The following is a 5,940-nucleotide window of genomic DNA, read 5'->3' as shown; positions in this document are numbered from 1 at the left end:
CGGACAATTTGGCAGTTTCCCGCCAATGGTCCGTTTACACAAAATTCTGCACACCCTCCCCTCACCATCCTGATCGGCGTGCTGTTCCTGGGCAAGCCCGCGGAGCGCAGCATCATACTGGCGGCGATACTGTCCTATGCCGGGATTGCGATTGCCTTCGTGCATGACGCCAGCCAGAGCAGCGATGTGCACAGCGTGGCGCTCGGCGCCGGTTTTGTGTTTGGCTGCGCGGTGCTGTACGCGCTGTACAGCGCCGGCTCGGAAGTGGCCATCAAGCGGCTGGGCGCGATGCGCTTTTCGCTGTTGTCCATCCTGGTGGCGACCGCGGCCGTGGCGCTGCACTTCCTGCTCAGCCGGCCGTGGCAGCAGTTGCTGCTGCCGGCGCCGGTGTATGGCTACAGCCTGGGCATGGCGCTGTTTTCCACCATCCTGCCCATCGTCTGGCAGTCGCTGGCGATCCGCCATATTGGCGCCGCGCGTGCGGTGCTGATCGGCATGCTGGGGCCGGTGCTAACGATCTTTTTTGGCTGGTGGCTGCTGCACGAGGCGGTGTCGCTGTCGCAGCTGGCCGGTACGGTGCTGGTGATTAGCGGGGTGCTGCTGGCCAGCCGCCGCTGAGCGTTCGCCGTCCAGGGTTGGCCGCAAGCGCGGCGGCGCCTCAGCCGTTGGCCGCGCGGTAGCCTTGCACCGTTTCCAGCACCGCGGCGAGCAGATGGTTCTGCCGCTGCGTGTTCCAGGCCATGGCGGTGGTGACCACGTGCAACTCGTCCGCCAGCGGCCGGATCACCACGCTGGGCGGCGCCATGCCCTGCACCGACGCCGGCACCAGCGCCACCCCCTGATTGCAGCCGACAAAGGCGATCTGCGACGTTACCGAGCGCACCTCGTGCAGGATGCGCGGTGAAAAGCCGCTGCTGTGACAGGCCGCGGTCAGCCGGTCGAACGAAATCGGGCTGACCTTGCGCGCGAACATGATGAAATCCTCTCCGGCCAGATCGTGCAGCGCCAGCTGCGCCTGGCCGCATAGCGGGTGCGTGGCCGGTAGCGCCACGGCCAACTTGTCTTCTCGTAGCGGCAGCGTGCTGATGTGCTCGCCCAGATCGCCTTCCAGCCGCGCAAACGCCAGGTCGATGTCGCCGCTAAGCAGCGCCGGCAGCGCCTCGTAGCTGTCAATTTCCTTTACCGCCACCGTCAGCCCCGGGTGTTGCTGCTTGATCTGTTCGATCAGGCCCGGCAGCACGTCCAGAATCGCCGAGGTGATCGCGCCGATGGTGATGGTGCCGATCTGCCCAGCGGCCGCCTCGCGTACCGCCAGCTCCAGGCTTTCCAGCTGTTCGGCGAATTTCTTCATCGCCGGCAGGATCGCCTGTCCTACCGCCGTCAGCTGCGCGCCGCGGCGCGAACGCTCGAACAGCTTCACTTTCAATGCCTGCTCCAGGATCTGGATCTGCTCGGTCAGCGGCGGTTGCGACATGCCGAGGCGTTTGGCGGCGCGGCCGAAGTGCTGTTCCTCGGCCACGGCCAGGAACAGCCACAGGTGGCGGATGAGACGAAAGTTGATCATGATTTTGATAGGTTTGGCGTATGTAAACGTTACAAATTTCGGAATTTACCTATCGAACTGTAGGGCGGAAAGTAGCGGCACACAAGCCCCCAACAGGAGAGTCCGATGAGCCAGCCTTCTTTACTCGCGCGTTTGCAGCAGCAGGACAGCAACACACTGTCCGACGCGCTCGATTTCCTCAATCTGCCCGGTGCCACCTATGGCCTGCGCCCGCTGTGGGACTGCCCCAAGCTGGTTGGCCGCGCCAGTACCGTGCAACTGGGTCGCAAGACCGATGTGGCGCCGACGGTGCACCTGATCTCGCCGGTGATTGCTGCCATCGACAGCACGGAGCGTGTACTGGTGATCGCCGGCGGCGTGGATGGCATTTCCTGCTGGGGCGACATCCTGGCTAATGCCGCGCAGGTGAAGGGTGTGCGCGGCACCGTGATCGACGGCCTCAGCCGCGACATCGACGGCAGCGCCGACATCGGCTACCCGCTGTATGGCCGCGGCGTCACCATGATCAGCGCGCGCAACCGCGTGATCCAGCTGTCGTCCGGCCAGCCGGTGAATATGGCCGGTGTGCAAGTCGACGAAGGCGACTACGTGCTGGCCGACCGCTGCGGCACGGTGTTTGTGCCGGCGGCACATATCGAGGCGGTGCTGGAGCTGGCGGAGCGGATTGCGCGCCGTCAAGCCGGCATGGTCGCCGCCGTGCGCAGTGGCCGCTCGGTAGAAGATGTCATGCACGACCGGCAATTCGAAGCCATCAAGCAGGAGGGCAGCAAATGAACGCAGTAGATCGTGAACTGGTGGCACTGTTCGCCGGGCTGGATAGCGCCGGCGTATCCGATGCCATGGACAAGCTGGGCCTGCCGGGACAGTGCCAGGGCATCATGCCGCTGGAAAATTACCGCCAGGTGGTGGTGGGGCCGGCGTTTACCGTCAAGTATGTTTCGGCTAGTACGCCTGCCGGCACGGTGGGTGACTTCATTGACGATGTCGCTGCCGGCGATGTGGTAGTGATCGACAACGATGGCCGCACCGACTGCACGGTGTGGGGCGACATCATGACCCAGTATGCCGGGCTGCGGCAGATCGCCGGAACGGTCATCGACGGCGTGTGCCGCGACGTCAACAAGGTGCTGAACGACGGCTATCCGATGTTCTCCAAGGGCCGCTTCATGCGCACCGGCAAGGACCGGGTGCAGGTGGAGGCAGTGGGCGGCACAGTATCGATCGGTACAGCGCGCGTTGCAGCCCGCGACATCGTGGTGGCCGACGCCAACGGCGTAGTGGTGGTGCCGCGTGACCGGGCCGCCGAGGTAGCCGCGCTGGCACACAAAATCGAAGCAGTAGAAGCCGAAATTCGCGATCAGCTGGCACAAGGTAAAACCCTGGCCGCCGCACGCGAAGCCTTGGGTTACCACACCCTGCAAAGGAAAGCATGATGAGCCACTCGGTTATCGATCAAACGTTGGCCGCACGTTGCGCGGCACTGGGGACCGCCACGTTATACGAGGCCAACGGCCAACCTTGCGCGGTGGATCCGCAGATTCGCAGTATTTGGCCCGGGGCATTCATTGCTGCACCGGCTTATCCATTGGTCTGCTCTCCTGGCGACAACCTGTCCATCCACATCGCACTAGAACGCGCGCCGCGCGGCAGTGTGCTGGTGGTGGACACTAGCGATTTCATTGCTGGTTACTGGGGTGAAGTACTGACCGTGGCCGCCGAGGCAGCCGGCATTGTCGGCTTGGCCATCAACGGTGGTGTGCGCGATACCGCTGCCATCAGCAAGCGCCGCTTTCCGGTGTTTGCCCGTGGCGTATCGGTGCGCGGCACGGCGAAGGCCAGCGCGCCGGCGGTCGGGCTACCGATGATTTTTGGCGGGGTGCCAGTCGCAGACGGCGACCTGGTAGTGGCCGACGACGACGGCGTGATCATCGTGCCAGCTGCCGAAGTGGCGCGCACGCTACAGGCTGGGGAAGCACGCGCCGACAAGGAAAGCGTAATGATGAACCAACTGAGCCAGGGTGCGACCACCCTGGAGCTGATGGGCCTGGGACACTGGCGCGAGAAGGCATGACCATGACAAAGCAATATCTAAACAAACACCTGGCCACGGCCAAACCTTCCGCTACCTACAAGGTGATGGACCGCGTGGCCGCGCTACGTGCTGCCGGCATCAACATTATCTCGCTGTGTGCCGGCGAACCGGATTTCGATACGCCGGAGCACATCCGTACTGCGGCCATCGCCGCCATCAACGGCGGTCACACCCGCTACACTCAAGTGGCCGGTACCCGCGCGCTGCGCGAGGCGGTGGCCAGCAAGTTCCGCCGCGAGAACGGGCTGGACGTGCAGTGGCAGGACACCATTGTCTGCTCCGGCGGCAAACAGGTGATCTTCAACGCATTGGCGGCGACCCTGAACGAAGGTGACGAGGTGATCGTGCCGGCGCCGTACTGGGTGAGCTACCCGGAAATCGTGCAGCTATGTGGCGCGCGACCGGTGGTGGTGCCTTGCGGCGAGGATAGTGGTCTCAAGCTGACGGCAGAAAAGTTGGCAGCAGCCATTACCCCGCAGACGCGCTGGTTGATCCTGAACTCACCATCCAACCCCACCGGCGCAGTCTACAGCCGTGCCGAGCTGCAGGCGCTGGCGCAGGTGCTGCTGGCGAATCCTCACGTGCTGGTGCTGTCGGACGATATATACGAGCACCTGCTATTTGACGATCAAACATTCTTTACCCTGGCACAGGTCGAACCACAGTTGCAGGCGCGGACGCTGACCATGAACGGGGTGTCCAAGGCCTACGCCATGACCGGCTGGCGCATCGGCTACGCCACTGGGCCGCACTGGCTACTGGAAGCCATGGAGAAACTGCAGGGACAGCAGACCTCCGGCGCCAGTGCCATCTCGCAGCAGGCAGCACTGGCGGCACTGACCGGGCCGCAGGACTTCATCAGCCGCTCACGCGAGGTATTCGAAACCCGCCGCGACCGCATGGTCCGGCAGCTCAACGAAATGCCTGGACTGTCTTGCGCTCAGCCTGGTGGCGCCTTTTACGTGTTTGTCTGCTGCGAGGAACTGCTGGGCAAGACCAGCCCGGCCGGCAAGTTGCTGGCTAGTGATGAGGACGTGGCACTGGCGTTACTCAACGAGGCCGGTGTGGCAGTGGTGCAAGGCAGTGCCTTTGGACTGGCGCCATACATCCGCATCGCTTATGCGCTGGATGATGCCTCGCTGCTACAGGCGTGCGCAGCGATCCGCGAATTCTGCACCGCCGTGATGCACGGCAGCTGATTCTCAACCTGGTGATTGCGGCCAATCTTGTCTCAGGGTTGGCCGCAAATTCCGTTGCTTACCGGAAAACAACATGACAATCCAACAGTTTGCCAGCCAGCGGCTGGCGTTCGACATCGATGGCGTGGCCGTCGACATCGCCACCCTGCACCGTGATGGCGACAAGGCGCCGATCCTGTTCCTGCACGGCTTTGGCTCGACGAAGGAGGATTATGCCGACATCGTGCTGCATACTGCCTTCGACGGTCACCCGTTTATCGCTTATGACGCGCCGGGTTGCGGCGAGACGGACTGCTCCGATCTGGGCAGGGTATCGATCAACCTGCTATTGCAGACTGCGCTACGGGTACTGGCGCACTATCGGGTGGATCGCTTCCATCTGGTCGGCCACTCGATGGGCGGCCTCACCGCCTTGCTGCTGGCCAGCCAGCTGGGCGAACGCGTGCTCAGCTTTACCGATATCGAAGGCAATATCGCCCCTGAAGACTGTTTCCTGAGTCGCCAGATCGTCGACTACCCCGCTAGCGATGCCGACGTATTCTTTGATGCCTTCATTGCACGCACCCGCCATGCGCCGGCTTACGCCAGCGCCTTGTATGCTGCCAGCCTGCGCCACAAGGTGCGTGCCGGCGCGGTGCGCGGCATTTTCAGATCCATGGTGGAACTGTCGGATCATGGTCAGCTGATGGATAAATTCCTGGCCTTGCCTTGTCGCAAAATGTTCATGTATGGCGAGCAGAACGACGGTCTGAGTTACCTGGCCCATATCCAACAACACGGGGTGCGGCTCAGTACGGTGCCACATTGCGGCCACTTTCCCATGTACTCCAACCCTGTATTCATGTGGGGTGAGATTGCCGACTTTGTAAGTTGATAGTTTCTATTCCCTGGAGTGAGTTTCTCTCCATTTGCTAGATACTTTAATGGCTGCTTTCAAGGCGAAAACAGCCATCTTTCCTCTGGTATGCGAAGGACCGCTTTGGCCGAACAGCAGCTATTCCGCATACCTCCTTCCGCTCCACACGCTGAACCGCCCCGGGTTTCGCGGAGGCCATTTTGTGTGAGTCAGACCAGCATGGCCTGCT

The 5,940-nt window shown here is 62.6% G+C and carries 7 protein-coding genes; 6 read left to right on the top strand and 1 reads right to left on the bottom strand.

Annotated features, from left to right (window positions below):
* The coding region (locus IE083_RS15160) for a DMT family transporter (RefSeq protein WP_189354873.1) at positions 1-618 on the top strand (618 nt) is incomplete at its 5' end.
* A 40-nt stretch (positions 619-658) separates the two neighbouring features.
* On the opposite strand, the gene IE083_RS15155 is transcribed toward IE083_RS15160, so the two are convergent.
* Positions 659-1,564 (bottom strand): LysR family transcriptional regulator, encoded by a 906-nt coding sequence (locus tag IE083_RS15155; RefSeq protein ID WP_189354872.1) that lies wholly within the window; start codon positions 1,562-1,564, stop codon positions 659-661.
* A 105-nt stretch (positions 1,565-1,669) separates the two neighbouring features.
* Here IE083_RS15155 and IE083_RS15150 point away from each other — a divergent pair, with 105 nt between their 5' ends.
* The 5 genes from IE083_RS15150 to IE083_RS15130 all read left to right on the top strand — a co-directional run bounded on the left by IE083_RS15150 (position 1,670) and on the right by IE083_RS15130 (position 5,729).
* Positions 1,670-2,338, top strand: a complete 669-nt coding sequence (locus IE083_RS15150) for an RraA family protein (RefSeq protein ID WP_189354871.1) — start codon at positions 1,670-1,672, stop codon at positions 2,336-2,338.
* Complete coding sequence (locus tag IE083_RS15145) at positions 2,335-2,997, top strand: RraA family protein (protein ID WP_189354870.1); 663 nt, start codon at positions 2,335-2,337, stop codon at positions 2,995-2,997. The genes IE083_RS15150 and IE083_RS15145 overlap by 4 nt, the downstream gene beginning before the upstream one ends.
* Positions 2,997-3,635: an RraA family protein gene (locus IE083_RS15140; RefSeq protein ID WP_189354869.1), complete on the top strand. Its 639-nt coding sequence runs from the start codon at positions 2,997-2,999 to the stop codon at positions 3,633-3,635. Before IE083_RS15145 ends, IE083_RS15140 begins: the two co-directional genes overlap by 1 nt.
* Before the next feature lie 2 nt (positions 3,636-3,637).
* Positions 3,638-4,855, top strand: a complete 1,218-nt coding sequence (locus IE083_RS15135) for a pyridoxal phosphate-dependent aminotransferase (RefSeq protein WP_229799787.1) — start codon at positions 3,638-3,640, stop codon at positions 4,853-4,855.
* 73 nt (positions 4,856-4,928) lie between these two features.
* Entirely contained in the window at positions 4,929-5,729 is an 801-nt protein-coding gene (locus tag IE083_RS15130) for an alpha/beta fold hydrolase (RefSeq protein WP_189354867.1), read from the top strand.
* Positions 5,730-5,940 lie beyond the last annotated feature (211 nt).

Origin of the sequence: Vogesella fluminis (assembly GCF_014652335.1) — a bacterium.
GTDB classification, from domain to species: domain Bacteria; phylum Pseudomonadota; class Gammaproteobacteria; order Burkholderiales; family Chromobacteriaceae; genus Vogesella; species Vogesella fluminis.
Note: the sequence above shows the minus strand (reverse complement) of the source record. Positions and strands in the feature narration are given on the sequence as shown.

Excerpts from the sequence above, each read along its gene's own strand:
- IE083_RS15155 (WP_189354872.1), bottom strand. The coding sequence starts at position 1,564 with ATGATCAACTTTCGTCTCATCCGCCACCTGTGGCTGTTCCTGGCCGTG.
- IE083_RS15150 (WP_189354871.1), top strand. The coding sequence starts at position 1,670 with ATGAGCCAGCCTTCTTTACTCGCGCGTTTGCAGCAGCAGGACAGCAAC.
- IE083_RS15145 (WP_189354870.1), top strand. The coding sequence starts at position 2,335 with ATGAACGCAGTAGATCGTGAACTGGTGGCACTGTTCGCCGGGCTGGAT.
- IE083_RS15140 (WP_189354869.1), top strand. The coding sequence starts at position 2,997 with ATGAGCCACTCGGTTATCGATCAAACGTTGGCCGCACGTTGCGCGGCA.
- IE083_RS15135 (WP_229799787.1), top strand. The coding sequence starts at position 3,638 with ATGACAAAGCAATATCTAAACAAACACCTGGCCACGGCCAAACCTTCC.
- IE083_RS15130 (WP_189354867.1), top strand. The coding sequence starts at position 4,929 with ATGACAATCCAACAGTTTGCCAGCCAGCGGCTGGCGTTCGACATCGAT.